This is a genomic window from Thioclava nitratireducens (assembly GCF_001940525.2).
Classification (GTDB): domain Bacteria; phylum Pseudomonadota; class Alphaproteobacteria; order Rhodobacterales; family Rhodobacteraceae; genus Thioclava; species Thioclava nitratireducens.
The window spans coordinates 758063-782967 of sequence record NZ_CP019437.1 but is presented as its reverse complement, the minus strand read 5'-3'; the positions used below and the strand labels follow the sequence as shown (position 1 = coordinate 782967).

At 63.0% G+C, this 24905-nt stretch carries 26 protein-coding genes; 6 read left to right on the top strand and 20 right to left on the bottom strand.

Translation table 11 applies throughout. The features are described from left to right. Positions 1 to 6 precede the first annotated feature (6 nt). Positions 7 to 738 carry an SDR family NAD(P)-dependent oxidoreductase gene (locus BMG03_RS03950; protein WP_075775964.1) on the bottom strand — a complete coding sequence of 244 codons (732 nt, stop codon included), beginning with the start codon at positions 736 to 738 and terminating at the stop codon, positions 7 to 9. Positions 739 to 887: 149 nt separating this feature from the next. Between BMG03_RS03950 and argB the strand changes: the two genes are divergently transcribed. The 4 genes from argB to BMG03_RS03930 all read left to right on the top strand — a co-directional run bounded on the left by argB (position 888) and on the right by BMG03_RS03930 (position 4014). Next, positions 888 to 1766, top strand: coding sequence for an acetylglutamate kinase (gene argB / locus BMG03_RS03945; RefSeq protein WP_075775963.1), 879 nt, complete (start codon positions 888 to 890; stop codon positions 1764 to 1766). Continuing rightward, positions 1759 to 2409, top strand: coding sequence for a ferredoxin (locus BMG03_RS03940; RefSeq protein ID WP_233243099.1), 651 nt, complete (start codon positions 1759 to 1761; stop codon positions 2407 to 2409). Before argB ends, BMG03_RS03940 begins: the two co-directional genes overlap by 8 nt. Continuing rightward, positions 2406 to 2924, top strand: coding sequence for a SixA phosphatase family protein (locus BMG03_RS03935; protein ID WP_075775961.1), 519 nt, complete (start codon positions 2406 to 2408; stop codon positions 2922 to 2924). Before BMG03_RS03940 ends, BMG03_RS03935 begins: the two co-directional genes overlap by 4 nt. Before the next feature lie 106 nt (positions 2925 to 3030). Then, a complete protein-coding gene (locus tag BMG03_RS03930) occupies positions 3031 to 4014 on the top strand; it encodes a malate dehydrogenase (RefSeq protein ID WP_075775960.1) in 984 nt (327 codons plus the stop codon). A 131-nt stretch (positions 4015 to 4145) separates the two neighbouring features. On the opposite strand, the gene BMG03_RS03925 is transcribed toward BMG03_RS03930, so the two are convergent. The 18 genes from BMG03_RS03925 to rplO all read right to left on the bottom strand — a co-directional run bounded on the left by BMG03_RS03925 (position 4146) and on the right by rplO (position 19920). After that, complete coding sequence (locus BMG03_RS03925; protein ID WP_075775959.1) at positions 4146 to 4937, bottom strand: amino acid ABC transporter ATP-binding protein; 792 nt, start codon at positions 4935 to 4937, stop codon at positions 4146 to 4148. Positions 4938 to 4953: 16 nt separating this feature from the next. Further along, positions 4954 to 6273 carry an amino acid ABC transporter permease gene (locus tag BMG03_RS03920; protein WP_075775958.1) on the bottom strand — a complete coding sequence of 440 codons (1320 nt, stop codon included), beginning with the start codon at positions 6271 to 6273 and terminating at the stop codon, positions 4954 to 4956. A gap of 1 nt (position 6274) precedes the next feature. Then, the gene (locus tag BMG03_RS03915) at positions 6275 to 7537 is read right to left on the bottom strand and encodes an amino acid ABC transporter permease (RefSeq protein ID WP_075775957.1); all 1263 of its coding nucleotides are present in this window, start codon (positions 7535 to 7537) and stop codon (positions 6275 to 6277) included. Positions 7538 to 7674: 137 nt separating this feature from the next. Further along, positions 7675 to 8691 carry an amino acid ABC transporter substrate-binding protein gene (locus tag BMG03_RS03910; RefSeq protein ID WP_075775956.1) on the bottom strand — a complete coding sequence of 339 codons (1017 nt, stop codon included), beginning with the start codon at positions 8689 to 8691 and terminating at the stop codon, positions 7675 to 7677. 218 nt (positions 8692 to 8909) lie between these two features. Then, positions 8910 to 9620 (bottom strand): ATP12 family chaperone protein, encoded by a 711-nt coding sequence (locus tag BMG03_RS03905; RefSeq protein WP_075775955.1) that lies wholly within the window; start codon positions 9618 to 9620, stop codon positions 8910 to 8912. Further along, positions 9617 to 10282, bottom strand: a complete 666-nt coding sequence (locus BMG03_RS03900) for an HAD-IA family hydrolase (RefSeq protein WP_075775954.1) — start codon at positions 10280 to 10282, stop codon at positions 9617 to 9619. The genes BMG03_RS03905 and BMG03_RS03900 overlap by 4 nt, the downstream gene beginning before the upstream one ends. After that, positions 10279 to 11319, bottom strand: coding sequence for an RluA family pseudouridine synthase (locus BMG03_RS03895; protein WP_075775953.1), 1041 nt, complete (start codon positions 11317 to 11319; stop codon positions 10279 to 10281). Before BMG03_RS03895 ends, BMG03_RS03900 begins: the two co-directional genes overlap by 4 nt. Next, a complete protein-coding gene (gene crcB, locus BMG03_RS03890) occupies positions 11316 to 11693 on the bottom strand; it encodes a fluoride efflux transporter CrcB (RefSeq protein ID WP_075775952.1) in 378 nt (125 codons plus the stop codon). Before crcB ends, BMG03_RS03895 begins: the two co-directional genes overlap by 4 nt. 44 nt (positions 11694 to 11737) lie before the next feature. Further along, on the bottom strand, positions 11738 to 13054 hold the full coding sequence (locus tag BMG03_RS03885) for a replication-associated recombination protein A (protein WP_075775951.1): 1317 nt from the start codon (positions 13052 to 13054) through the stop codon (positions 11738 to 11740). A gap of 87 nt (positions 13055 to 13141) precedes the next feature. Further along, the gene (locus BMG03_RS03880) at positions 13142 to 13732 is read right to left on the bottom strand and encodes an acyl-homoserine-lactone synthase (RefSeq protein WP_075775950.1); all 591 of its coding nucleotides are present in this window, start codon (positions 13730 to 13732) and stop codon (positions 13142 to 13144) included. A 52-nt stretch (positions 13733 to 13784) separates the two neighbouring features. Further along, entirely contained in the window at positions 13785 to 14396 is a 612-nt protein-coding gene (locus BMG03_RS03875) for a helix-turn-helix transcriptional regulator (protein WP_075775949.1), read from the bottom strand. A 245-nt stretch (positions 14397 to 14641) separates the two neighbouring features. Further along, the gene (gene rplQ / locus BMG03_RS03870; protein WP_075776021.1) at positions 14642 to 15061 is read right to left on the bottom strand and encodes a 50S ribosomal protein L17; all 420 of its coding nucleotides are present in this window, start codon (positions 15059 to 15061) and stop codon (positions 14642 to 14644) included. 140 nt (positions 15062 to 15201) lie between these two features. Beyond that, entirely contained in the window at positions 15202 to 16218 is a 1017-nt protein-coding gene (locus BMG03_RS03865; RefSeq protein ID WP_075775948.1) for a DNA-directed RNA polymerase subunit alpha, read from the bottom strand. A gap of 120 nt (positions 16219 to 16338) precedes the next feature. After that, positions 16339 to 16728, bottom strand: a complete 390-nt coding sequence (gene rpsK / locus BMG03_RS03860) for a 30S ribosomal protein S11 (RefSeq protein WP_038076914.1) — start codon at positions 16726 to 16728, stop codon at positions 16339 to 16341. Between the two features lie 15 nt (positions 16729 to 16743). Next, the gene (rpsM, locus tag BMG03_RS03855; RefSeq protein WP_075775947.1) at positions 16744 to 17112 is read right to left on the bottom strand and encodes a 30S ribosomal protein S13; all 369 of its coding nucleotides are present in this window, start codon (positions 17110 to 17112) and stop codon (positions 16744 to 16746) included. Positions 17113 to 17297: 185 nt separating this feature from the next. Then, positions 17298 to 17948 carry an adenylate kinase gene (locus BMG03_RS03850; protein WP_075775946.1) on the bottom strand — a complete coding sequence of 217 codons (651 nt, stop codon included), beginning with the start codon at positions 17946 to 17948 and terminating at the stop codon, positions 17298 to 17300. Positions 17949 to 17978: 30 nt separating this feature from the next. Then, entirely contained in the window at positions 17979 to 19349 is a 1371-nt protein-coding gene (gene secY, locus BMG03_RS03845) for a preprotein translocase subunit SecY (protein ID WP_075775945.1), read from the bottom strand. 103 nt (positions 19350 to 19452) lie between these two features. After that, a complete protein-coding gene (rplO, locus tag BMG03_RS03840) occupies positions 19453 to 19920 on the bottom strand; it encodes a 50S ribosomal protein L15 (RefSeq protein WP_075775944.1) in 468 nt (155 codons plus the stop codon). 258 nt (positions 19921 to 20178) lie between these two features. Between rplO and BMG03_RS03835 the strand changes: the two genes are divergently transcribed. Both BMG03_RS03835 and BMG03_RS03830 read left to right on the top strand, forming a co-directional pair. Next, a complete protein-coding gene (locus BMG03_RS03835) occupies positions 20179 to 21192 on the top strand; it encodes an SDR family NAD(P)-dependent oxidoreductase (RefSeq protein WP_075775943.1) in 1014 nt (337 codons plus the stop codon). A gap of 84 nt (positions 21193 to 21276) precedes the next feature. After that, complete coding sequence (locus tag BMG03_RS03830; RefSeq protein WP_075775942.1) at positions 21277 to 22455, top strand: MFS transporter; 1179 nt, start codon at positions 21277 to 21279, stop codon at positions 22453 to 22455. Here the strand turns inward: BMG03_RS03830 and BMG03_RS03825 are convergent. Then, on the bottom strand, positions 22452 to 24737 hold the full coding sequence (locus tag BMG03_RS03825; RefSeq protein WP_075775941.1) for an FdhF/YdeP family oxidoreductase: 2286 nt from the start codon (positions 24735 to 24737) through the stop codon (positions 22452 to 22454). The two genes, BMG03_RS03830 and BMG03_RS03825, sit on opposite strands and share 4 nt — an antisense overlap. Positions 24738 to 24905 lie beyond the last annotated feature (168 nt).

Below are 24905 nucleotides of genomic sequence, written 5' to 3'. Positions count from 1 at the left end.
GCCACCTCAGACGTGCTGGCCCGCGTTCACCTCGATCTCGGTGCCGGTGACGTAGCTCGACGCATCCGAGCACAGGAACCAGATCACATCCGCCACTTCCGACGGTTGGCCGAGCCTTCGCAACGGCAGGTTCTCGACGATCTTCTCGGTGCCGGGGCTGAGGATCGAGGTTTCGATCTCGCCCGGCGCGATCGCGTTCACGCGCACGCCGAGCGGCCCGAAATCATGCGCCATTTCGCGCGTCAGCGCCTTCAGTGCCGCCTTCGACGTGGAATAGGCCGCCCCCGCGAAAGGATGCACCCGCAGCCCGGCGATGGAGGTCACGTTGACCACAGCCCCCTGCGCCGCCGACAGTTCCTCGACCAACCCGCGCGCAAGCACGATGGAGGCGAAGAAATTGACGTGGAACACCTGCCCCCAGGTACGCAGATCGGTGTCGAGCGTATTGAGCCGCTCGCCCTCGGGCCCTTTGGGCGAAATCCCGGCATTGTTCACCAAGGCATGCAGCCGCCCGTCGATCCGGCTGCGAATATCTGCGATCGCGTCGATCACCTCGTCGGGCTTCGAGAGATCGACCTGAATGTGGTCTTCGCGGCCGCCGCCCCACGGGCATTGCTCGGGAAACGGTTGGCGCGAACAGGTAATCACGCGCCACCCCTCGGCTGCGAAACGTTTCACCGTGGCGTGGCCGATCCCGCGGCTCGCCCCTGTCAGCAGCATTACTTTGCGATCGTCCATCACTCGAACTCCCCGTCAGCGCGTTCCCGACCCTAGTCGGTTTTGGTCCGAGCGCAACGGCCCCGATTGCGCCCTTCCAAACCCGGCGCGAACGGTCTAGCAAGATGGGATCACCCTGCCCGAGGACCAGCCAGATGAGAAAGCAGACCATGGATCGTGACTGGATTGCCACCGCCCGCACCCTCTCCGAAGCCCTGCCCTACCTGCAACGCTATTCCGGCGCCGTGGTCGTGGTGAAATTCGGCGGAAACGCGATGGGCGACGAAGAGGCGATGGCCGATTTCGCCCGCGATATCGTGCTGATGCGCCAGGTCGGTATCTTCCCGGTCGTGGTGCATGGCGGCGGGCCGATGATCAACGAGATGCTGGGCAAGCTCGGCATCGAGAGCCAGTGGGTCCGCGGCAAGCGCGTCACCGACAAGGCGACCGTCGAGGTGGTCGAGATGATCCTCTCGGGCCTCGTCAACAAGCGCATCGTGCAGGCGATCAACGATCAGGGCGGTCGTGCGGTCGGTATCTCGGGCAAGGACGACGACCTGATGGTCTGCGAGGCGGACGACCCGGAACTCGGTTTCGTCGGTCGTCCGGTCGAGATGAACGTGCAGGTGATCCGCGACCTCTACAACGCGGGAATGATCCCGGTGATCGCCCCGGTCGCGACCGGTATGGCGGATAACGAGACATTCAATGTCAATGGCGACACTGCGGCTGGCGCCATCGCGGGCGCGTTGCGCGCCGATCGCCTGCTCCTGCTGACCGACGTAGCGGGCGTCAAGAACAAGGCGGGCGAAGTGGTGACGCAGCTGACGCCGGAAGACGTCACAGCGATGATCGCCGATGGCACCATCGCGGGCGGCATGATCCCCAAGGTCGAGACCGCGCTGAAAGCGGTCGAAGAGGGCGTGCGCGCGGTTGTCATCGTCGACGGGCGCGTGGCCAATGCCTGCCTGCTGGAACTGTTCACCGAACATGGGGCGGGCTCGATGATCCGCTCGACCGAGCCGCGCGTGAAACCGCGCGGTGAGTGAGACGCCGCCGGTGACTTTTCCGGCGATCGAGCCGCTCGCGGAGGCGCTCGCCCCGCATCGGCTGTTCGTATCGGGGCTGCTGCATGAGGGCAGCGAGACGATCGCGCTGATCTCCCCCGACGAGCCGGGGTTTTGGGCGCATGTCACCGCTCAGCCGGAATTCGCCGAGGACGTTCTCGATCCTCTGGATCGCTGGTCGGCACGGGTGATCGGCGCCATCGCACGGCAATTTGAAGCCCGCGCGCTTTTCCCCTTCACCGGTCCGCCCTGGCAGCCATTCGTAAGCTGGGCCTTGAAAAGCGGACAGAGCTTCGCCTCGCCGGTCCACCTGATGTGCCATATGCATATGGGCCTCTGGGCCTCGGTACGGGGCGCACTGGCCCTGCCCGGCTTGCTTCCGCTGCCCGCAGCCGCAGCCAATCCCTGCCTCGGTTGCCCCGCGCCCTGCGCCACCGCCTGCCCGGTCGACGCGCTCACGGCGGACGGTTACGACACGGCAAGCTGTCACGCGCATCTCGACCGCCCCGAGGGTGCGACCTGTCGCGATCTCGGCTGCCTTGCAAGACGCGCTTGCCCGGCAGGTGAAAGCTATGGCAGGCTGCCCCAGCAATCCGCATGGCATATGAGGCAGTTTCACCCATGACCCCGCTCGGCTATCGCCGCCTGATCCTGACCCGTCATGCGAAATCCAGCTGGGATGACCCGGCGATGGAGGATCGTGACCGCCCGCTGAATGGGCGTGGCCGAGCCGCCGCGCTGGAACTCGGCGATTTCCTCGCCTCGCGCGGGTTGGAGCCGGAAGAGGTGCTCTGCTCCTCGGCCACCCGCACCCGCGAGACGTGGGACCGGGTCGAACGCGCGGTGATCGAGACGCGGCCGCAGGTGAGCTATGTCGAAGACCTCTACCACGCCGCACCCGAGATGATGCTGCAGGTCCTGCGCACCGCCTCCGCGCCGACGGTGATGATGCTGGGCCACAACCCGGGCATCGCGGAATTCGCCCATCGCCTGCCCGCGCGCGCCCTGCACGACCCCGATTTCCGCCGTTTCCCCACCTGTGCCACGCTGATCGTCGATTTCCAGATCGACAGCTGGGACGAGGTGCAGCCGGGACAGGGATCGGTGCTCGATTTCTTCACGCCGACCCGGCGCGGCTGATCGCGGCATTTCTCTCCCATGATCGTGACGTCGGGACACGGTTTTCTGTGGCCAGTCGCGCGCCGGTGCCCTATCTCTCGGGCGTAATCATCACAGGAGGGTTTCCATGTCCGCTCAAACGCCGAAACGCATCGCCGTCACCGGGGCTGCCGGTCAGATCTGCTACGCGCTGCTGTTTCGCATCGCCAAGGGGGATGTCTACGGTCCCGATCAACCGGTGATCTTGCAGCTTCTCGACCTGCCGCAGGCGCTCGACGCGGTGCGCGGCGTCGTGATGGAACTGGAAGACTGCGCTTTCCCGCTGCTCGCAGGGACAGTCGTGACCGATGACCCGGTGACCGCCTTCACCGATATCGATGCCGCGTTCTTCGTGGGCTCGCGCCCCCGCACCAAAGGCATGGAGCGCCGCGACCTGCTGTCGGCCAATGCCGAGATCTTCCGCGTGCAGGGTGAAGCGCTCGACAAGGCTGCCAAGCGCGACGCGAAATGCGTGGTCGTCGGCAATCCGGCCAACACCAACGCGATGATCCTCGCGGCCAACGCGCCGAACTTCCCCACCGAGAACATCACGGCGATGATCCGGCTCGACCATAACCGCGCGCTGACCCAGTTCGCGTCGAAAGCCGATCTGCATGTCGACGACATCGAGCGCTTCGTGGTCTGGGGCAACCACTCGCCCACGATGTTCGCCGATTGGACCGAAGCCGAAGCGAAGGGCCGCAAGCTCTCCGAGATTATCGGCGACGAGACCTGGTATCGCGAAACGCTGATCCCGCAGGTCGCCACCCGTGGCGCGGCGATCATTGAAGCGCGCGGCGCCTCCTCGGCCGCCTCCGCCGCGAATGCCGCGATCGATCACATGCATGACTGGATCCACGGCACCGATGGCAAATGGGTGTCGATGGCCGTGCCGTCGACCGGCCTCTACGGCATCCCCGAGGGGCTGATGGTCGGTCTGCCGGTGATCTGCAAGGATGGCCATTACGAGCGCGTCGAAGGGCTCGAGTTCAACGACTTCCAGAAAGAGATGATGGCACGCACCGTCGGCGAACTGGAAGAAGAGCGTGAAGCGGTTTCCGACCTGCTTTAAATCAGACCCGAATATAGAACAGGGGCGGCACGAGTATTCGCGCCGCCCCCTTTTTAATTCTTCGCCTTGGCGGAAATATCCCATGGGGGTCTGGGGGTATGAAACCCCCAGCCTCTGCCCGCAGCCTTGGCTCAGTGCCCGAGGATCTGGCTCAGGAACTGCTGGGTCCGCTCGGATTTCGGGTTGTTGAAGAAGTCATGCGGGTTGTTCTGCTCGACGATCTGACCGTCGGCCATGAAGATCACCCGGTTCGCCACCGCCTGCGCGAAGCCCATCTCGTGGGTCACGCAGAGCATGGTCATCCCCTCTTCGGCCAGCTCGATCATCGTATCGAGCACTTCCTTGATCATCTCCGGATCGAGTGCCGAGGTCGGTTCGTCGAAGAGCATGATGCGCGGCTTCATGCACAGCGAACGCGCGATCGCCACACGCTGCTGCTGGCCGCCCGAGAGCTGGCCGGGATACTTGTCCGCCTGTTCGGGGATTTTCACCTTCTCGAGGTAATGCATCGCCGTCGCTTCGGCTTCCTTCTTGGGCGTCTTGCGCACCCAGATCGGGGCTAGCGTCAGATTCTCGAGGATCGTGAGATGCGGGAACAGGTTGAAGTGCTGGAACACCATGCCGACTTCCCGGCGGATCTTGTCGATGTTCTTCAGGTCGTTGGTCAGTTCGATTCCATCGACGATGATCTTGCCCTGCTGGTGTTCCTCGAGCCGGTTGATGCAGCGGATCAGCGTCGATTTCCCCGAGCCGGAGGGCCCGGCGATGACGATGCGCTCGCCGCGCTGCACGGTCAGATCGATGTCGCGCAGCACGTGAAACTGGCCATACCACTTGTTCATGTTCTCGATCTGGATCGCAACCTCGTCGGAGACCTGCATGTGGCTGCGGTCGACCTGACGTTCGAAATGCGGTTCGGTCATTGTGTCTAGTCCCCGATTAATGGTTATCACGCTGCAGTCGACGCTCGAGAGACATCGAGTAGCGCGACATTGCGAAGTTCAGGATAAAGAAGATGGCGCCGACGAAGATGAAGGGCTCCCAGTAGATGCCTTTCCAGTTGAAGTCGGCGCGGATGAAGTCCGGGATGCCCTTGAGCGGGTCGAAGAGACCCACGAACACGACCAGCGTCGTATCCTTGAACATGCCGATGAAGGTCGAGACGATGCCCGGGATCGATATCTTCAGCGCCTGCGGCAGAATGATCAGCCGCTGCGCCTTCCAGTAGTCGAGCCCCAGCGCATCCGCCGCTTCGTATTGGCCCCGCGGAAGCGCCGCGAGACCGCCGCGGATCACCTCGGCGATATAGGCCGCGGCGAAGAAGGTCACGAGGATCATCACCCGCAGGATGATGTCGAAATTCGTGCCCGGCGGCAGGAAGTAGTTCAGCAGCAGCGAGGCTACGAACAGCAGCGTGATCAGCGGGACGCCGCGGATGAACTCGATGAAGATCACCGAGAAGGCCTTGACCAGAGGCATGTCCGACTGACGCCCGAGTGCAAGGATGATCCCCAGCGGCAGCGACATCATGATGCCGCCTACGCCCAGCGTGATCGCCAGCAGGAAGCCCCCGAACTTGGCGGATTCCACCGGCTCGATTCCCCAGGGGAGGATCGCCTGCAGACCGCCGATCAGCGGGCCCACCACGAAGAGGAAATAGAGGATCGTCACGAAAGCACCGACCGAGAAGGCCGCGATGGAGCCGATGCGCGACGCGAGCAGCATCAAGATCGCCCCGCCCAGCAAGAAACCCGCGAACACCATGACCGGGGCCCAGCCGGTGCCGCCCCAGAGCAGCCAGACGGCGAGGAACGGGTAGACCGGCGTGAACCACGCCAGCGCACGCGGCACCCAAGTGAAGAGAAGCGGGCCGACCGCCACGAAGAGCAGCAGGAAGGCGAGAATCGGACGCCAGTAGAGCTCCGGCGGGTAGAAGCCGAAGATGAACTGGTGCCACCGCTCGCGGATCACCGCCCAACAGGCGCCGGTCGCGCCTTCGCCGTAACGGTCGGTGATGATCGTGCGGCACTCCTTGATCGAGTTGGCGTCCCAGACGCCATGCAGGAACCACGGCAGGAAATGCATGACCAGCGTGTAGATCACCGCCACGCCCACAAGGGTCAGCAGCGTATTCAGCCAGCCCGAGAACAGGTTCTCGCGCAGCCATTGGACCGCGCCGGACTGCCCCGCGGGGGCCGGCTGCTGCGGCAGCATCGAGTCGCGGACATAGGCGACGGAATGGGCTTCGGTATCGCTCATCTCACCGCTCCTTCAGCTTCACGCGATTGTTGTAGACGTTCATCACGCCCGAGATCGTCAGCGAGATCGCGAGGTAGATCAGCATCATCAGCGTGATCGCCTCGAGCTCGCGCCCGGTCTGGTTCAGGGTGATGCCGCCCAACGTGCCGCGCAGTTCCAGGTAGCCCACGGCGATCGCGAGCGAGGAGTTCTTCGTCAGGTTCAGATATTGCGAGATCAGCGGCGGGATGATGACCCGCAGCGCCTGCGGCAGGATCACGAGGCTCATCGTGCGATTGGCCCGCAGACCCAGCGCAAAGGCGGCCTCGGTCTGGCCTTTCGAGATGGCGAGAATACCGGCGCGAACAATCTCGGCGATGAAGGCCGCCGTATAGAGCGACAGGCCCAGCCAGAGCGCCACGAAGGAGTTCGACACGTTCGTGCCGCCGGTAAAGTTGAAGCCCTTGATCTGCGGCTCTTCGGGATTGATGCCGAGCGCGATTGCGAGGATCAGCACCGGCCCGAGAATGATGAGGATGCTCTTCCACCACGTGGTCGGCCTCTTCCCGGTCGCCTCCTGTACTTTGGCGGCATGGGTCATAAGCCGCTTGTTCACCCAGATCGAGGCGATCAGCACGATCACGAGCGCGAGGAAGTCGAGCGAGATCGGCGCGAGCGCCGTGTCGAGCGATCCAAGCGAGCGGTCGAAATGCACCGCGGGGATCGCGGTATAGCGGTTGGTGAAGGCGACGGAGTCGAGGATCATCGACGCCTGCGCCTCGCCGGTCTGCTGGTTCACCTTGTAGGCGTTGGGCGACGGGGCCACATCGGTCAGCAGCGCGATCGCCACGAGGATCCAGAGCAGCACCGGGATGTTGCGGAAGACTTCGACATAGACAGTCATCAGCCGCGCCACGAGCCAGTTCTTCGAGAGGCGCAGCACGCCCACGAAGATCCCGATGATCGTCGCCGCGACGCAGCCTAGGAAGGACACCCAGAGCGTGTTGATCAGACCGACCAGCAGCGCGCGGCCGTGGCTCATGTCGTTGTTATACGGGATGATGGCATTGCCGATATCGTAACCGGCCCTCTGCCCGAGGAAGGAGAAATTGAAATCCTTCCCGAGATCGTTGAGGTTCTGGATCACATTGTCCACCAGCCATGCCGCGCCGCCCATCACGAGGATGAAGACGACCACCTGGATCGTCAGGGAGCGATAACGCGTGTCATAGATAAGCTGGCTGAGCCGGAAGCCCTGCTCCGGCGCGTCGGGCGCGCTTGTCATTCTTATTTCCCCTGTTGCCGCGTCGCTGTTTTTGTCAGGCCATTCTTACGGGCCCTTGCGGGGATGTCTCCCCTACGCACGGTCTCTTGAAAACGGATCAGGGGCGCGGATTGAACCGCGCCCCTGCCGGGCCCTCCTTAGCGGAAAGGAGGAGCGTACATCAGACCGCCCTGGGTCCATTGTGCGTTCAGGCCACGGGCCAGACCGATCGGGGTCTGCTCGCCGATGGTCGCAGCGAAGATCTCGCCGTAGTTGCCGTTGGCCTTGATGGCGTTGACGGCCCAGGTCTTGTCGAGGCCGATCATCGCGCCGAGGTCACCCTCGGTGCCGAGCAGGCGGTTGACTTCCGGGTTGTCGGTGCCCTTGGCCAGTTCGTCGATATTGGCCGAGGTCACGCCGTATTCTTCGGCCGCGATCAGCGCGAAGACGGTCCAGCGGACGATGTCGGTCCACTGATCGTCGCCCTGACGGACGGCGGGAGCCAGCGGCTCTTTCGAGATGATTTCCGGCAGGATCACGTAATCCGACGGGTTCGCGAAAGCGGCGCGGGTGGCAGCGAGGCCGGACGCGTCGGTGGTGTAGGCGTCACAAGCGCCAGCGAGGAACTGTTGTTCGCCTTCGGCATTCGAATCAACCGTGATCGGCTGATAGGACATGTTGTTGGCCTTGAAGTAGTCGGCAAGGTTCAGCTCGGTCGTGGTGCCGGTCTGGATACAGATCGACGCGCCGTCGAGTTCCTTGGCCGAGGTCACGCCCGAGTCCTTGCGCACCATGAAGCCCTGACCGTCGTAGTAGTTGGTCGCGGTGAACTGGAGCTTGAGGTCGGTGTCGCGCGAGAAGGTCCAGGTGGTGTTACGTGCCAGCAGGTCCACTTCGCCCGAACCGAGCGCGGTGAAGCGCGTCTGGCCCGAGGTGGGAACATACTTAACCTTCGAGGGGTCGCCCAGCACAGCGGCGGCGACGGCCTGGCAGACCGCGACGTCGAAGCCGGACCAGTTACCGTTGGCATCCGGCGCGGCGAAGCCGACGAGACCGGTGTTCACGCCGCAGATCAGCTCTCCGCGCGATTTCACGTCATCGAGCGTGGCCGCGCCAGCCAGACCGGCAGTCAGCGTCGCAGCCGTCAGCGCGCCGAAAAAGACGGATTTCTTCATTTTTACCTCTTCCTGTTGTCGCCGCTCTGACAGAGCGGTTCTTGGTCCCTCACGGACCTGGTCGATCGTGTCCCATGACACGGAGTAACGAAAGTTTGGTCCATCCGATCAAAGAAGGTCAAGGCTAGTTTCCGGATTTCGTGAGGGTAGCTGCGCAAATCATCGGCAAGTGATGATGCTGTTGGCAGGTCCGTAAGCGGCGTAAGAATCCCGGGCGGTCACCTTTCGGCGAGCGACCAGATTCGAGCCGCGTCACACAGCGCCTCGCGCTTGTGTGCGGCGATCTCGGCCGCCTCTTCGTCCTCCCCCCATTGCGCGATCTGCCAATCCTCGTCGAGCCGCGAGAGCGCCCACGCCTCTTCCGCCGAGAGCCGACCGCGGGCTACCGCCAGCCCCAGAACGAGCGAGCCGGTGATGCCCACGAGATCGTGGAGCGCCGCGAGCGCGAACGGATCGAGGGCTGCGACTTCCGCTTCCAGCCGTGCCAGATGGTCCGCAGGCTGATCGACCGGCAGGATTCCCGTCGTGACCTTGAGCGCTGCGCCATAGGTCTGCGCCGCCCACTCCAACAACGGATCCCATTTCTCTGCCTGAAGATCGAACAGCTCCGCCGGCGCCTCGGCGCGGTAGCACAGAAGATCGGTGCCGCCGAATTCGCAGACATGGGCGACAACCTCGGAATGCTGGCGCGCGACCTTGTCGATCGCGGCGTTGGCCGAACGGGTGACCGGCATCTTGTGGGGCTGGATCGCGCCCTCTTGCGCGTCCCATTCGGCGGCGATCGCCTCGGCATAGGCACGGGTCGGCACGGTCAGCGCGGCTTTCGCCGGCGTCTTCACCGCACGCCCGTCAAGCGCCACGCCGAACCCTTCCGGACGCTCGGTGACGGTGGTTTCTTTCCAGAACCGTTTCGCCGCCCATTCGCTCATGCGCTCATCTCCCACAGGTCCAGAAGTGTCGTTTCCAGCGAGTCGAAATCATCGACCATCCAATGCGCGCCCGCAGCTTCGAGCAGGTGCGACGCGTGGTAGCCCCAGCGCACGCCGATCGTCGCGACGCCCGCGCTGCGGCCCATCGCCATGTCGAAGCTAGTATCGCCGATCATCACCGCGTCACGTGCGTCCACGCCGGTCTCGCTCAGCGCCGCGCCGATCATCGACGGGTGCGGCTTGGAGGGGTGATCGTCCGCCGTCTGCAGGCTGACGAACAGCCCTTCCAGCCCGTGATGCTCGATCAGCGCGCGCAACCCGCGGCGGGATTTCCCGGTGGCGACCGCCAGCAGCATGTCATCGCGCGCGGCGAGCTTGCGCAGGAGCGCCTCCGCCCCGGGATAGAGCGGTGCGGGAGAGGCGGCGCGCGTGGTCATGTAACTTTGCTTGTAGCCCTCGACGATGCGCGCCTGCGTCTCGGCATCGTGCTCGGGCGCGAGCCGTGCCACCGCGAGCGGCAGCGACAGGCCCACGATCTGGAGCACTTCGGACGCGGCCGGCGCGGGAAGGCCCGCCGCCTCGAACCCGAGCGTCATCGCGTGGGTGATATGATTCTGGCTGTCCGAGATCGTGCCGTCGACGTCGAAGATCGCAAGTTTCATGCCAGATCCTCGAACGGGTCGGCGGGCACGTCTTTCTCGTGCCAGTCCAGCAGGTCCCATGTCCGTTTCATATGTTCGGGCAGCGGCGCGGTCAGGGTGATCCGCTTGCCGCTGATCGGATGATCGAAGCTGATCTGGCGCGCATGCAAATGCAGCTTGCGGGAGATTTCTCCTCCCAGCTGCGCGCCCCAGCCATCGCCGAGATTCTCCTGACCCGAGCCGCCGTACTTGCCGTCACCGATGATCGGGTTGCCGATCTCGGCCATATGTGCGCGCAGCTGGTGGGTGCGCCCGGTGATCGGCACCAGCGCGACCCAGCTGACCCGCTGCCCGAGGATGTGCAGCGTGAAATAATCGGTAGTCGCGCGCTTGGCGCCCTCGGTCTTGTCGACCTTCGCGGGATGCACGCAGATCATCTTCTCGCCCTCGCCACCTCGGCCATGACCCGGCGCCTTCACGAGGCCGAAGCGGATCGTTCCGGTCTTCGGTTCGGGTGCGCCTGCGACGGCCGCCCAATAGATCTTGCGGGTGGTCTTACCGCGGAACGCCTCTGACAGGCGGCGCGCGACGCGGTCGGTGCGCGCGAGCAGCAGAACGCCGGAGGTGTCCTTGTCCAAGCGATGCACCAGCTTCGGCTTGTCCTTGTAGCCGAATTTCAGCGCCTCGCTCAGCCCGTCGACATGACGGTTGCCCTGCCCCGAGCCGCCCTGCGAGGGCAGCCCCGGCGGTTTGTTGAGCGCGATGATGTGTTCATCCTTCCACAGCACGCAGCTCTGGATGAATTTCGCATCCGCGTCCGAGATGCCCTCGGTCTTCGGCGCGGGCGCGGAATCGGGGATCGGCGGCACGCGGATTTCCTGCCCCGGCGCGACGCGCGAATTGGCCTTTACCCGGCCCTTGTCCACGCGCAGGTCGCCCTTGCGGCAAAACTTCTCGATCATGCCTTGGGACAGTTGCGGAAACCGCTTTTTCAGGAACCGGTCGAGGCGCTGTTCGCCCTCTTCCTCGGTGACGGTGATATGCTGGACGCCGCTCATAGCATGGCCCTCATAAGTAGAATGCCCGCGACGAGGCCTAGAAGCCCCGCGCCGACCGACAGTCCGATATAGCTGACTGCCAATGTGACGTCGCCCTTCTCGATCAAGCGATAGGCTTCGAGCGAGAAGGAGGAGAAGGTCGTAAAGCCCCCGAGGAAGCCGGTCGCTAGGAAGGCGTTCCAATGGGTCAGCTGCTTGTCACCAAGGAATACCACGAGCGCGCCCATCAGGAACGAGCCGAGGATGTTCACCGTGATCACGCCCAGCGGGAAGGGCTGCGGGCCGAAGCTGCGCATCATCCCGACGCCCACGAGGTAACGCCCCGATGCGCCCATCGCGCCGCCAAGCGCGACCTGCAAGATCGTAGAAAGCATCGCTGTCTCCTTTGGCGCCGTAAGAGCGGTCACGGGCCCGAATGTCAAGATTTGCGCTGTTCGCGCAGCTTGGCAAACCAGTCGACCCGCTTTTTCAACTCGCGCTCGAAGCCACGCTCAACCGGCTGGTAGAGGACCGGGCGCTTCATCGTGTCGGGGAAGTAGTTCTGCCCCGAGAAGCCATCCTCGGCGTCGTGGTCATAGGCGTAGCCCGCGCCGTAGCCCTGTTCCGACATCAGCTTGGTCGGGGCGTTCAGAATATGCTTCGGCGGCGGCTCCGAGCCGGTCTTCTGCGCCTGCGCCCGCGCGCCCTTGTAGGCGACGTAGCCCGCGTTGGATTTTGGCGCGAGTGCGAGATAGATCACCGTCTGCGCCAGCGCCAACTCCCCCTCGGGCGAGCCGATGCGCTCGTAGATTTCCCACGCGTGCAGCGCATGGGTCTGGGCCTGCGGATCGGCGAGCCCGATATCCTCCACCGCCATGCGCACGAAGCGCCGCGCGAGGTAGCGCGGATCCTCGCCGCCCTCCAGCATCCGCGCGAACCAATAGAGCGCGGCATCCGGGTCCGATCCGCGCACGGATTTATGGAGCGCCGAGATCAGGTTGTAATGCTCGTCGCCCGATTTGTCGTATTTCGCCGCGCGGCGCATCAGTCGGGTCGAGAGCGCGTCCGTGTCGAGATTGCCGGTCACTCTCCACGCCGCGACCTGCTCGATCAGGTTCAGAAGCGCGCGCCCGTCGCCATCGGCCATCTCCAGCAGCGCCTCGCGCGCCTTGCCGGTCAGCGGCAGGGGACGGCCGAGCGCCTTCTCGGCGCGCTGCGCGAGGCGTTCCAGGTCGGCGAGGTCGAGCCGCTCGAGTACCATGACCTGCGCCCGGCTCAGCACAGCGGCGTTCAGCTCGAAGCTCGGATTCTCGGTGGTGGCCCCCACCAGCATGATCGTGCCGTCTTCCATATGCGGCAGGAAGCTGTCCTGCTGCGCCTTGTTGAAACGGTGAATCTCGTCGACGAAGAGGAGCGTGCCCCTGCCCTGCCCGCGCCGAAGCTTGGCAGCTTCGAAGACTTTGCGCAGTTCCGGCACGCCGGTGAAGATCGCGGAAATCTGTACGAAGGCGCGGTCGGAGGCATCGGCCAGCAGTCGCGCGATGGTCGTCTTGCCGACGCCGGGCGGCCCCCAAAGGATCAGCGAGCCAAGCGAGCCCGCGGCCAGCATCGCACCCAGCGGCCCATCGGGGCCAAGCACCTGCTCCTGACCGATCACCTCACCCAGCGTTTTGGGACGGATGCGATCGGCGAGCGGGCGCGGCGCTTCGGGCGCAGGCGCGGAGGGATCGGGGGGCGTGTCGAATAGGTCGGCCATGATGGCGTGAACCTAGTGATTAGCTCGGCTCACGAAAAGCCCCCGTGCGTGTGGGGTCGCACGGGAGCCCTGATCTCCCCCACGCTTTCAATGAAGGTTCTGGGAAAAGTCCATCGACACGACCTGGTTCTTGATCCCGTCGATCTCCATGACCGGCCCCATCGCCGTCATGTCCACTCCAACCCGACCCGCCCAACGCGGCCAATTCGCGTTCAGAAGGGTAAGGGCGGAGCTTGCGCCGAGTTGCCGGGCAGAATTGCCGATTTCCTGCACGAGACGCGCATGGACCTTGCGGCGCAGCGCCATCGGAACGTCATGCGACACGAAGAGACGCGAGCTTTCCCACACGGTCTCGCTGACCGGAGCTTCGTCATAGAGAAGATCTGACGGGATCGTCGCGAGTAGCCCACGCTGCGCGTCGCGGATCATGTAGCTGTAGATCCCGCAGGTTGCCGTCGTGGGCGTGAGACGGTTGCCTGCCAGCACCTTGCCCAGTTCGTCATGGACCACCACCCAGCGGCTCGCCGGGGTGTCATACTGATCATATTCCATGCCCATCGCTTCAGGGAGGTCCCATTTGTTCTGGACGATGAAGAGCTCGCGACGTGCGCGCAGCATGTTTGCGAATAGCTCACCATGATTATGGAAATTGGTGAACGAAAGCGTAGTGGTCTGCATGTCTTCCTCCTGCAGGTTTAACACAGTACAGCCGTGCGGAGGGTCAACAACACTATAACAGGCGGAAATCCTTTGCGCGCTGAATAGCTTCGGCGGTCGTCCGAGCCATCAGTCTTGCGCGCGCAGAATTCAGCCGCGCCTTGAGCGCGCTTTCCGAAATTCCAAGTTTCGCGGCCGCCGCCGCGTGTCGGTCACCCCCAGCAACACAGCGCAGGGCTTCGATCTGAGCTCGCGTGAGTTCCTCAGGCGGTTGAGTCATATCGTGCATTTCACGCACGATAAGCTCGAAGGTCTCGATCTCGGTAAGGTCGAATTCCCGATCATCGCGCGCCATGCTTGCGATAGTACGGGACCGGATCGGGCCGCATGAGACTGTCGCCCCGTAAATAAGACCGTATTTCTTGGCCTCATCGAAGAGACGGAAAGGATCGGGTAGCCGCGGGTCGCTCCACCGGATTGCGCCGGTCTCGCTAAACCCCCAAGCAGTCATTGGGTCGCGGAGCACATAGCCGTTTGCGGTGTAATGATCGAGCCAAGCCTTGTCGTAAGTCTGGAACGTCATCAGCGGCGCCGTAAAACGAATATGCAGTCCAACAAAATAACCACCTGGAGCTAAACGATCCAAGTCACGGAGTTTCAAATCGATTCTGCTCTGTATCGACATATCTTTTTAGACAGTTTGGAATTAACCCGGTCAACTTAAAAGTGTTCGCGCCCTGCGGAGTTCGCTCCGACAGTGGCTTTACGTCCCCACTCGCCCTCGCGTTTACACTCGCGAAAGCTTCACACCTGCGCAATAACCTTTTGCGCGAGAATTGCGTGAAAATGCAGGCGGAAATAAGAAAATCCCGCCCAAAAGGCGGGATTTCCCAGTACTCGTTGATTTCGAAGGGAAATCATCTGCGAGGATCAATCCTCTGCAGCCTCTTCGGCTTCGACGCGTGCTTTATCTGCAGCACCTTTGGCGTCCAGATCGCGGTCGACGAATTCGATGATCGCCATCGGCGCCATGTCGCCGTAACGGAAACCGGCTTTCAAAATGCGAACGTAGCCGCCCTGACGCTCCTTGTAGCGCGGGCCGAGGATGTCGAACAGCTTCGCGACATACTGGTCCTGCTTGAGCTGCGAGGCCGCCTGACGGCGAGCGTGCAGATCGCCGCGCTTGGCGAGCGTGACCAGCTTCTCGATGACCGGGCGCAGTTCTTTCGCCTTCGGCAGGGTCGTCTTGATCTGCTCGTGCTCGATCAGCGAGCCAGCCATGTTGGCGAAGAGCGCCTTGCGGTGCTCATGGGTACGGTTGAGGCGGCGGTAGCCACGTGCGTGACGCATTGTCATTCTCCAATCTTGCGTTTTGCTTTGTCAGGCCGGCGATGCGTGTCACCGACTCACCTTGGGGTCTTGTGACCCAGATAGTCCCCGGCAGTCCGGGCATTGGAGGGGCGTTTAGCCAACGCCCCTCAATTCGTCAATCAGAACTGGTCTTCGAAACGCTTGGCCAGATCTTCGATGTTCTCCGGCGGCCAATCTTCGACTTCCATCCCGAGATGCAGCCCCATGCCCGAGAGCACTTCCTTGATCTCGTTCAGCGACTTGCGGCCGAAGTTCGGGGTGCGGAGCATCTCGGCTTCGGTTTTCTGGATCAGGTCGCCGATATAGACGATGTTGTCGTTCTTCAGGCAGTTCGCCGAACGCACGGACAGTTCCAGCTCGTCCACTTTCTTCAGCAGAAGCGGGTTGAACTCGAGACCGTCGTCCTGGTCCTGCTTGCCAGCCGATTCCGGCTCTTCGAAGTTGACGAAGATCGAAAGCTGGTCCTGCAGGATGCGGGCAGCGAAGGCCACCGCGTCCTCGGCCGACAGCGAACCGTCGGTCTCGACCTTCATGGTCAGCTTGTCATAGTCCAGAACCTGACCTTCACGGGTCGGCTGCACTTCGTAGGCGACTTTCTTGACCGGCGAATAGATCGCGTCGACGGGGATCAGGCCGATGGGCGCATCCTCGGGACGGTTCTTGTCGGCGGCGACGTAGCCCTTGCCGGTGTTAACGGTCAATTCCATGAACAGGTCGGCGCCATCGTCGAGGTGGCAGATCACGTGATCCTTGTTCAGGACCTCGATGCCCGCGGTCTCGGTAATGTCGCCAGCGGTCACGACGCCCGGGCCCTTGGCCGAGATCGAGAGGCGCTTCGGACCTTCAACGTCCATACGCAGAGCAACGCCCTTGAGGTTCAGGACGATATCGGTCACGTCTTCACGAACGCCCGCGACCGACGAGAACTCGTGCAGCACGTTGTCGATCTGGACGCTGGTGATCGCGGCGCCCTGAAGCGACGAGAGCAGTACGCGGCGCAGCGCGTTGCCGAGCGTCAGGCCAAAGCCACGCTCGAGCGGTTCGGCGACGATCGTCGCCTGACGCAGCGGGTCGTTGCCGGGCTTGATTTCAAGCTGCGTCGGCTTGATGAGTTCAGCCCAATTCTTGTGGATCATGCGTTTGCCTCCATACCTGTCCCAGACCCATGCCCAAAGTCGGGGACGCCCGAGGATAAAACCGAAAAATGCGGGCGGGCCGCACGGGAATCCCGCACGGCCCGACCGTCGTAATCTAGATTAGACGCGGCGACGCTTCGGCGGGCGGCAGCCGTTATGGGCGATCGGGGTCACGTCACGGATCGAGGTGACGGTCAGACCGACCGCAGCCAGCGCGCGCAGCGCCGATTCACGACCCGAACCCGGACCCTGAACTTCGACGTCCACGGTGCGCAGACCGTGTTCCTGAGCCTTCTTGGCCGCATCTTCCGCAGCCATCTGAGCGGCGTAGGGGGTCGACTTGCGCGAGCCCTTGAAGCCCATCGTGCCAGCCGACGACCACGAGATCGCGTTGCCCTGCACGTCAGAGATCAGGATTTTGGTGTTGTTGAACGAGGAGTTCACATGAACGACGCCAGCGGCGATGTTCTTGCGTTCCTTGCGCTTAGCGCGAACCTTATCACGAGCCATTTGTCCTGCCTCCCCTTACTTCTTCTTGCCAGCGATGGGTTTCGCCGGGCCTTTGCGCGTGCGCGCATTCGTATGGGTGCGCTGACCGCGCACGGGCAGGTTGCGACGATGACGCAGGCCACGGTAGCAGCCGAGATCCATCAGGCGCTTGACGTTCATCTGAACTTCACGGCGCAGGTCGCCCTCGACGGTGTAGTTGGCGTCGATATGTTCGCGGATCGCGAGCACTTCGGAGTCCGAAAGCTCGTTGACGCGACGGGTCACGTCGATACCCGTGGCTTCGCAAATCTGCTTAGCCGAATGGGGACCGATCCCGGTGATGTAGGTAAGTGCGATCGGGACGCGTTTCCCGGTCGGAATGTTGACGCCAGCAATACGAGCCAAAGCGTGTATCCTTTCGTTGCGAGCCCGTAACCCCAGGCCCTTTTTTCACAACACGAGGCCCGAAACTGGCGCTTCGGACCCCACGATTATTCCCCGAGGGAATCTCTCCCTTTTCGGAAACGATTCTCATCGGAGACGCCGTGACCTAGAGGTAAACGCCCTCCGGGTCAAGGCTTCTTTTACGATTACCCTTGCTGGTCGAGAATCCGCGCGATCGAGGTCGCTACGGTCTCGATTTCGGCCAGCCCGTCGATCGTAAACAGATCGCCCGCGTGGTAGTAGTAGCCGATCAGTGGAGAGGTCTTCTTGTAATACTCCATCAACCGGGTGCGCAGGCTTTCTTCGTTGTCATCCGCACGACGCTTCACGTCGGTGCCGCCGCACTTCTCGCATTTGCCATCCGCGGGCCAGGGCTTGGTCTGATCATGATAGACCTCGCCGCAACCACCGCAGGTCGAGCGGCCGGTGATGCGGGCGACAAGCGCCTCGTCATCGACCTGCATCTCAATCACCGCGTCGAGCTTGGTGCCCATCTTGGCGAGCAGCTTGCCCAGGGCGTCGGCCTGGCCCAGCGTCCGCGGGAAGCCGTCGAAAATGAAGCCTTCGCCACCAGCGGCGAGCTTTTCCTCGATCAGACCGATGACGATCTCGTCGGTCACCAGCTGGCCCTTGGCCATCACTTCGGCGACGACATTGCCCATCTCGGTGCCGGAGTCCTTCGCCTCTCGCAGCATGTCGCCGGTCGAGAGCTGGACCATGCCGCGCTCTTCGACGAGACGGCGGGCCTGGGTGCCCTTGCCCGCGCCAGGCGGGCCGAGAAGAATGATATTTGCCATGTCGGCTCCCCCTGAAAACGCTTGGCGGATTTAGCGGCGCGCGGGCGGCTTGCGCGGCCCCTTCTTCTTCTTGCCCGAACGGCCGCGAAGCTGCGAACGCTCGATCAGACCCTCGTATTGGTGGGCCAGAAGATGCGACTGAATTTGGTTGATGGTGTCCATCGAAACGGTGACCACGATCAGAACCGAGGTGCCGCCGAAGTAGAACGGGATGGACAGCTGCGAACGCAGGATCTCGGGCAGAAGGCAGACCGCAGCGAGATAGGCAGAGCCGATCACCAGAACGCGGCTGACAACGTAGTCGAGATATTCCTCGGTCTTCTTGCCGGGACGGATGCCGGGCACGAAGCCGCCCTGATTTTTCAGGTTATCCGCGACCTCGTCCGATTTGAACGACACGTTCGCGGTGTAGAAATAGGCGAAGAACACGATCATCGCGACGTAGAACAGCAGATACAGTGGCTGACCCGGGCCGAAATAGGCGAGGATCGTCGACATCACGGGACCGGTGTTCTGGCCCGAGAAGGTCGCGATGGTGGTCGGCAGCAGCAGGAGCGACGAGGCGAAGATCGCCGGGATGACGCCCGCCGGGTTCACCTTGATCGGCAGGTGGCTGGAGCCGCCGTCATAGACCTTCATCCCCACCTGACGGCGCGGATACTGGATATGGATCTTGCGCAGCGCGCGTTCCATGAAGACGACGAAGGTGATCACGATCGCGATCATCAGGATCACCCCGAGGATCACCGGAGTGGAGATCGCACCGGCGCGGCCCTGCTCGAGGAAGCGGGCCAGAGCCGCCGGGATTTCCGCGACGATACCGACGAAGATGATGAGCGAGATGCCGTTGCCGATGCCGCGTGCGGTGATCTGCTCACCCAGCCACATCAGGAACATTGTGCCGCCGACGAGCGTGATGACCACGGCTGCGACGAAGAACAGGCCCGGATCGTGTGCCAGATCGCCCTTCTCGAGCGAGACGGCCAGCCCCCATGCCTGGAAGGTCGCCAGGGCCACGGTCGCATAGCGCGTGATCTGGTTGATCTTCTTGCGGCCCTGCTCGCCTTCCTTCTTCATCTGCTCGAGTGCGGGCACCAGAGCGGTCAGAAGCTGGATGATGATCGAGGCCGAGATATAGGGCATGATGCCGAGTGCGAAGACACCCATCCGACCGAGCGCGCCGCCCGTGAACATCGACAACACGCCGCCAAGGCCGGAGCCCGCGCTTTGCATGAATTCGCGCAGTGCCTGCGCGTCGATGCCCGGAACCGGAATATAGGTGCCAAGGCGGTAGATGATCAGCAAACCAATGGTGAAGAAGATGCGCTGGCGCAGCTCGGTGGCTTTGCCCAGGGCGTCCCAGCTGAGGTTCGCCGCCATTTGCTCTGCAGCAGATGCCATATGCTCGTCTCTTTCATGTAAAGCGCCGCCCAACCGGTTCCCGGTCGGCGGCGCCTAGAAAACCTTCGCCTATGTAATCGGGCCGGGGCCCGCTCACAACAGCTTATTCAGCGGCCTGCGCCACCGTGACCGAGCCGCCAGCCTTCTCGACAGCCTCGATGGCCGATTTCGAAGCGCCGGTGACCTTCAGAGCCACTTTCGACTTGATGTCGCCCTTGGCGAGAACACGCACGCCATCGAGCTTGCGGCGCACGACACCGGCCGCGACCAGAGCGTCTTCGGTGATGTCCGATTTCGCGTCGAGCTTGCCGGCTTCGATGAATTTCTCGATCTGGCCGAGGTTCACGACGTTGAACTTCTTCGCGTTCGGCTTGGTGAAGCCACGCTTCGGAAGACGACGATAGAGCGGCATCTGGCCGCCTTCGTAACCGTTCAGGGCCACACCCGAACGCGACTTCTGACCTTTGATACCACGGCCAGCCATCTTGCCCTTGCCCGAGCCGGGACCGCGGGCGACGCGCTTTTTCTTCTGGGCCGCGCCTTCGTTGTCGCGCAGTTCATTGAGTTTCATATCGCTTCTCCTTGCCGGAACACCTTCCCGAAGCGAGTGCGGAAGGGACACGGCTTTTTGCGTTGATTCTGATGCGGCCGTCGGGCCACCGGGGGCGTATAGTGCGTTTGCCCCGCGCACGCAACTCCCGCGTTCGCGCTTTGGGCGGTGGCTTGGGCTGCCGTTCCCCCTCCTCTGCCCGGGGACATTTTCTCCGCCTCGCTTGACCTTCCCACCCCCCTCTCGCTACTGCAGATGCAGTATTTGCGGGGGACATTCATGACGCGCATCCTGATCACCGGCACCGCCGGCTTCATCGGTTACCATCTGGCGAAGCTGCTGCTCGACGAAGGTTACCGGGTGCATGGCTATGACGGGATGACCGACTATTATGATGTCGCCCTCAAACAGCGCCGTCACGCGATGCTGCTGCAGAACCCGAATTTCTCCGCGACCGAGGGGATGCTCGAAGACCTCGAGACCTTCGACGCGATGGCGGATGAGTTCAAACCCGAGATCATCGTCCATCTCGCAGCTCAAGCCGGCGTGCGCTACAGCCTCGAACAGCCCCGCGCTTATATCGATGCCAATATCGTCGGCACCTTCAACGTGATGGAGGCCGCGCGCCGCCACGAGGTTAAGCACCTGCTGATGGCCTCGACCTCGTCGGTCTACGGCGCGAACGAGGACATGCCCTATGCCGAGACCGACAAGGCAGACACGCAGCTGACGATCTATGCGGCGACGAAGAAGGCGACCGAGTCGATGGGCCATTCCTATGCTCATCTGTGGAACCTGCCGACGACCATGTTCCGCTTCTTCACGGTCTACGGGCCGTGGGGCCGTCCCGACATGGCGCTGTTCAAGTTCACCGATGCGATCCTGAACGACCGCCCGATCGACATCTATAACCATGGCGAGATGTACCGCGACTTCACCTATGTCGAAGACCTCGTGCGCGGCATCCGCCTGTTGATCGATGCAGTCCCCGAGCGCCCCGCCTCGCGCGACGAGATCGCCGAGGGCGACAGCCTTTCGCCCGTGGCCCCCTACCGGATCGTCAATATCGGCAATTCCGACAAGGTGAAGCTTCTGGATTTCGTCGATGCGCTGGAGGCCGAGCTGGGCCGCCCCGCAAAGCGCAATTACATGGAGATGCAGAAAGGCGACGTGCCCGCGACATGGGCCGATGCCTCGCTTCTGCAAAGCCTTACCGGATACCGTCCGCAGACGAATGTCCGCGAGGGGATCGCGAAATTCGTGGCGTGGTTCCGCGACTATTACGGGAAATAACCGGGCCGCCCCTTGCCGCAGCGCAGCAATCGCCTAAGTCACGGGGCTGATACTCGCGCTACACGCCTATTTTCGGAGACTACCATGACGCTCGAACCCCGCCACGCGCGGGCCGTGATCCTGTCGCTGGCCCTTGGCACTTTCGGTATCGGCGTGATCGAATTCGCGTCCATGGGGCTGCTGCCCTATTACGCGGCCGATTTCGGGATCACCGAGGCGCGGGCCGGTCATGCGATCTCGGCCTATGCGCTTGGCGTCGTGATCGGCGCGCCGCTTCTGGCGGTGATCGGCGCGAAAATCCCGCGCAAGCAGTTCCTGATCGGGCTGATGGGGTTCTATGCGGTGGCGAACCTGCTGGCCGGGTTCGCACCGAATATGGATAGCTTCATGGCGGCGCGCTTTGCCTCGGGCCTGCCGCATGGGGCCTATTTCGGGATGGCGATGCTGTTCGCCGCTGACCTGATGCCCGTAGGCAAACGCGCGCAGGGCATCGCGATGGTGATCTCGGGCCTGACGATCGCGAATATCGTGGGCGTGCCGCTGGCGGGGGCGATCGGCCAGAATTTCGGCTGGCGCTGGGGCTTTGCTATCGTGGCGGTGATCTGCGCGGCTTCGGCCCTGATGATCGCGCGCGTCGCCCCTGCGACACCGCGCGATCCGAACGCCAGCCCGATGCGCGAGCTCGGTGCTCTGGCCAATCGCTCGGTCTGGCTGACGCTTCTTGTAGGCTCGATCGGCTTCGGCGGCATCTTCGCGGTCTATTCCTACTTGTCAGCGGCGATGATCGACACGCAGGCAGGCCCCGCCTGGACGATCCCTGTGGCACTGTCCGCCTTCGGCGTGGGCGGCACGCTGGGCAACTGGATTTCGGGCAAGCTCTCTGATTGGTCGCGCTTCGGCGCGGGGGTGATCCTGCTTTGCGGGATGATGGTGATGTCGATCCTCTACACCTTCACCATTGGCAACTGGGTCGCGATGTCGGTGGCGATGGTCGCGCTCGGCTCGACCGCCGGGATGGTGATCCCGATGCAGATGCGGCTGATGGAAGTCGCGGGCGAGGCTCAGACGCTCGCCGCTGCCCTCAATCACGCGGCCTTCAATCTCGCCAACGCGATCGGGCCGTTTCTTGCCGGGATCGCGCTGGCGGAAGGCTATGGCTGGACCGCCACAGGTTATGTCGGTGCGGGGCTGGCAGCGGCGGGGCTTGTCTTCCTCGCCATCGCGTGGATCGACTGCCGTCGCCCCGCCGCCGTTCCCGCTTAGGCTTTCTCGATACGCACCGGGACGCCCTTGGAGCCGGGCGTCTTCGACAGCTCGTCATTGAGCCCCACCGGCACCAGCACGTTGCACTCGGGGTAATAGCCCCCGACCGTGCCGCGCGGCAGCTCGAAGGTGACGACCTTGAGCCCGGTCTTGCTGCGTGCGACCCCATCATCCATGTCGCCATGGACAACCACAGGGTCGCCGTGCTCGAGCCCCAGATCGGCCATGTCGATCTTGTTCATCAAGAGCACGTCACGCGTCCCCTCGATCCCGCGGAAGCGGTCCGAATAGCCGTAGATCGTGGTGTTGAACTGGTCGTTGGAGCGCATCGTGATCATCCGGTAGCGGCCCGGTTTGTCGTCGAACCCCAGCGCGTTGAGCTTGGACGGCGTCGTGAACTCCAGCTTGCCACTCTCGGTCTTCCAGATGCGATCATGCGCCGGATTGCCGCGCCAGAACCCGCCCGGCTCGTTCAGCCGCTCGTTGAAGCCGCGGAAGTCGTCCGGGTAGGTCGCCTCGATCAGGTCTCGGACCTTGGAGTAGTCCTTCACCCACTCGTCCCATTTCAGCTTCGGGTTAGGCTCGCAGGTCGCCTTCGCGATGCTACAGGTGATCGCTAGCTCGGATTTCAGCTTGTCCGACGCGGGCGCACCCTTGCCGAGCGAGCCATGGATCATCGAAAAGCTGTCCTCGACCGAGACGTATTGGTTACCCGTTTCCTGCTCGTCCTTTTCCGACCGGCTCAGACAGGGGAGGATATAAGCCACCTCGCCCGGATAGAGATGGGAACGGTTGAGCTTCGTCGAGATCATCACCGTGAGCTTCTGCTTCGGCCACGCCTCTTCTATCCGGTCGCTATCGGGTAGCGCCCGAACCAAGTTGCCGCCGAGCGAGAAGGTAGCCGAGACCTTGCCCTCCAGCATGGCCTGCGCGGCGTCGACGATGTGGAAACCGTCTTCCTGCGGCGGCTCGAAATCGTAGAGCTCGCGCAGCTTGTCCATCGGGATCAGCTTCGCCTTTTCGGCGATGCCCACCGTACGCTGGCCCTGAACGTTGGAGTGGCCGCGCACCGGGCAGCACCCCGCGCCCTTGCGCCCGATATTTCCGCGCAGCGCGAGGAAGTTCACCAGCATCCCGATATTGGTCGCCCCATGCGCGTGCTGAGTAAGCCCCATGCCATAGACGCCGATGACCTTCTGGGCGTGGATGTAGACATCCGCCGCCTGCCGCAGCTCGGCCTCGGACAGCCCGCATTCCTCGGTGATTTGTTCCCACGACGTCGTGCGGCAGAAGGTCAGGAACTCGTCGTAATTGATCGCGTGCTCTTTCAGGAACTCCCAGTCGACGACCGCTGGGCGACCCTGCGCCTGGGCTTTCTCGTCCTCTTCCAGCACCGCCTTGCACAGGCCGGTCAGCGCCGCGATGTCCGAGCCTGCCTTCAACTGGTGATACTGGTCGGAGATCTTCGTCTCGTGACCCCGTGCCATGTCGTAGAGGTTCTGCGGATCGACGAAGCTGACGAGCCCCTGTTCCTTCACCGGATTGAAAGTGACGATCTTCGCCCCGCGATCCTTCGCCGCCTTCAGCGGATGCAGGAAACGCGGCGAGTTGGTGCCGGGGTTCTGACCGAAGAAGAAGAAGCAGTCGGTCTCTTCGAGATCTTCCCAGAGAATGGTGCCGACCGGCGAGCCGATCACCTTCTTGAGGCCGACCGAAGTCGTCTCGTGGCACATGTTGGAGCTTTGCGGCAGGTTGTTGTTGCCGTAGGCGCGCGCCATCAGAGCCCAGAGATAGCTCGCTTCCAGCCCGGCATGGCCCGAGGAATAGAATACGACCTCTTTCTTCGGCAGCCCCTTCAGGATCGTCCCGATCTCTGAGAAAGCCTCGTCCCAGCTGACCTCGATATAGCGGTCGGAGGCGCGATCGTAGCGCATCGGCGCGGTCAGGCGGCCGGTCTTTTCCAGCTCGTGATCGGGCCAGTCCTTGAGTTCCGCAACCGTATGATCATCCCAGAACTCGGGCGTGTGGCGCGATTTCGTCATCTCCCACAGCGTCGCCTTCGCCCCGTTTTCGCAGAATTCGAACGGGTGGTAATTGGCAGGTTTCGGGAAGGCGCAGGAGGCGCACATGAAGCCGCCCGGCTTGTTCTGCCGCTCGAGTTCGCGCAGCACGTCAGGCGAAGAAGGCCAGGATTCACCGAAGATCCGGGCGATACCCTTCAACGAGCCCCACCCGCCCGACGGGCCGCTTTCTTCGGGAAGTTTTTCTAGCTTGTCAGACATGGCGCGCAGCTCCTCCGGTTTTGGTCCGCGCAGATACGAGCACGCGCGCCCCGAGGGACGCGCGTAGGCCGGACTTACCGGCTGAAGGCGACATATGGAAAACGTCGGGCATGAAATCTGTACGCGGGATATGGATCACGCAGACCCAACCAAGCGTTTGCGCCCCCG

Excerpts from the sequence above, each read along its gene's own strand:
- rpsK (WP_038076914.1), bottom strand. The coding sequence starts at position 16,728 with ATGGCTCGTGATAAGGTTCGCGCTAAGCGCAAGGAACGCAAGAACATC.
- BMG03_RS03910 (WP_075775956.1), bottom strand. The coding sequence starts at position 8,691 with ATGAAGAAATCCGTCTTTTTCGGCGCGCTGACGGCTGCGACGCTGACT.
- BMG03_RS03895 (WP_075775953.1), bottom strand. The coding sequence starts at position 11,319 with ATGAGCGGCGTCCAGCATATCACCGTCACCGAGGAAGAGGGCGAACAG.
- BMG03_RS03885 (WP_075775951.1), bottom strand. The coding sequence starts at position 13,054 with ATGGCCGACCTATTCGACACGCCCCCCGATCCCTCCGCGCCTGCGCCC.
- rplO (WP_075775944.1), bottom strand. The coding sequence starts at position 19,920 with ATGAAACTCAATGAACTGCGCGACAACGAAGGCGCGGCCCAGAAGAAA.
- BMG03_RS03865 (WP_075775948.1), bottom strand. The coding sequence starts at position 16,218 with ATGATCCACAAGAATTGGGCTGAACTCATCAAGCCGACGCAGCTTGAA.
- BMG03_RS03925 (WP_075775959.1), bottom strand. The coding sequence starts at position 4,937 with ATGACCGAACCGCATTTCGAACGTCAGGTCGACCGCAGCCACATGCAG.
- BMG03_RS03920 (WP_075775958.1), bottom strand. The coding sequence starts at position 6,273 with ATGAGCGATACCGAAGCCCATTCCGTCGCCTATGTCCGCGACTCGATG.
- crcB (WP_075775952.1), bottom strand. The coding sequence starts at position 11,693 with ATGCTTTCTACGATCTTGCAGGTCGCGCTTGGCGGCGCGATGGGCGCA.
- secY (WP_075775945.1), bottom strand. The coding sequence starts at position 19,349 with ATGGCATCTGCTGCAGAGCAAATGGCGGCGAACCTCAGCTGGGACGCC.
- BMG03_RS03930 (WP_075775960.1), top strand. The coding sequence starts at position 3,031 with ATGTCCGCTCAAACGCCGAAACGCATCGCCGTCACCGGGGCTGCCGGT.
- rplQ (WP_075776021.1), bottom strand. The coding sequence starts at position 15,061 with ATGCGTCACGCACGTGGCTACCGCCGCCTCAACCGTACCCATGAGCAC.
- BMG03_RS03875 (WP_075775949.1), bottom strand. The coding sequence starts at position 14,396 with ATGTCGATACAGAGCAGAATCGATTTGAAACTCCGTGACTTGGATCGT.
- argB (WP_075775963.1), top strand. The coding sequence starts at position 888 with ATGGATCGTGACTGGATTGCCACCGCCCGCACCCTCTCCGAAGCCCTG.
- BMG03_RS03900 (WP_075775954.1), bottom strand. The coding sequence starts at position 10,282 with ATGAAACTTGCGATCTTCGACGTCGACGGCACGATCTCGGACAGCCAG.
- BMG03_RS03915 (WP_075775957.1), bottom strand. The coding sequence starts at position 7,537 with ATGACAAGCGCGCCCGACGCGCCGGAGCAGGGCTTCCGGCTCAGCCAG.
- BMG03_RS03835 (WP_075775943.1), top strand. The coding sequence starts at position 20,179 with ATGACGCGCATCCTGATCACCGGCACCGCCGGCTTCATCGGTTACCAT.
- BMG03_RS03850 (WP_075775946.1), bottom strand. The coding sequence starts at position 17,948 with ATGGCAAATATCATTCTTCTCGGCCCGCCTGGCGCGGGCAAGGGCACC.
- BMG03_RS03935 (WP_075775961.1), top strand. The coding sequence starts at position 2,406 with ATGACCCCGCTCGGCTATCGCCGCCTGATCCTGACCCGTCATGCGAAA.
- BMG03_RS03825 (WP_075775941.1), bottom strand. The coding sequence starts at position 24,737 with ATGTCTGACAAGCTAGAAAAACTTCCCGAAGAAAGCGGCCCGTCGGGC.
- BMG03_RS03950 (WP_075775964.1), bottom strand. The coding sequence starts at position 738 with ATGGACGATCGCAAAGTAATGCTGCTGACAGGGGCGAGCCGCGGGATC.
- BMG03_RS03830 (WP_075775942.1), top strand. The coding sequence starts at position 21,277 with ATGACGCTCGAACCCCGCCACGCGCGGGCCGTGATCCTGTCGCTGGCC.
- BMG03_RS03880 (WP_075775950.1), bottom strand. The coding sequence starts at position 13,732 with ATGCAGACCACTACGCTTTCGTTCACCAATTTCCATAATCATGGTGAG.
- BMG03_RS03905 (WP_075775955.1), bottom strand. The coding sequence starts at position 9,620 with ATGAGCGAATGGGCGGCGAAACGGTTCTGGAAAGAAACCACCGTCACC.